General features: G+C 61.0%; 1 protein-coding gene. It reads left to right on the top strand.

Annotation, left to right across the window (positions count from 1 at the left end):
* The coding region (locus EIP75_RS23850) for a transposase (protein WP_148100986.1) at positions 1–689 on the top strand (689 nt) is incomplete at both ends.

Genomic DNA, 689 nt, shown 5'->3' on the forward strand with positions numbered 1-689 from the left:
CAACCTCACCGACAACGACTCGGCCAAGATGGCCACCGACAAGGGCGTCATCCAGGGCTACACGGGTGTGGCTGCCGTCGATGCCAAGCATCAGGTCATCATTGATGCACAGGCCTTCGGCACTGGATCAGAGCAGGCCTTGCTGGCGCCGGTGGTCGATGCCACCGAGCCTTACCGTGATGCCAGTACCGTGATCACCGCTGATGCCGGTTATCACAGCAAGGCGGGCCTCGAGCACCTGGATCAGGCGGGTGTCCCGGCCTTCATCGCTGACAACGGCTATCGCCAGCGTGACCCTCGGTATGCCGGCCAGGAGCACCACCGCGCCAAGGATGATCCGCTGTACGACAAGAGCGCCAAGCCCACCAATACCAACAAGGTCACGCTCTTCGACCAGGACGACTTCCACTGGGACAGGGACAACGGCACATGCACTTGCCCAGCAGGCAAGCGTCTTTACGGCAACGGATCGAACTGTGTGATCAATGGCCTGATGGCCATCAAGTTCAGAGGCACTGTTCGCGACTGCCAGGCCTGTGGATTGCGGGACCAATGTCTGCGCAAGCCTGATCAGACCAAAGTTCGCCAGGTGGCCTTCTTCTCAGGCAAGGCCCCCACCGACAAGCCCGACCTGATCACACGCATGAAGCAGCGCATCGACAGTGCCCTGGGCAAGCTGATGATCGCCA

Origin of the sequence: Aquabacterium soli (assembly GCF_003933735.1) — a bacterium.
GTDB lineage: Bacteria > Pseudomonadota > Gammaproteobacteria > Burkholderiales > Burkholderiaceae_C > Aquabacterium > Aquabacterium soli.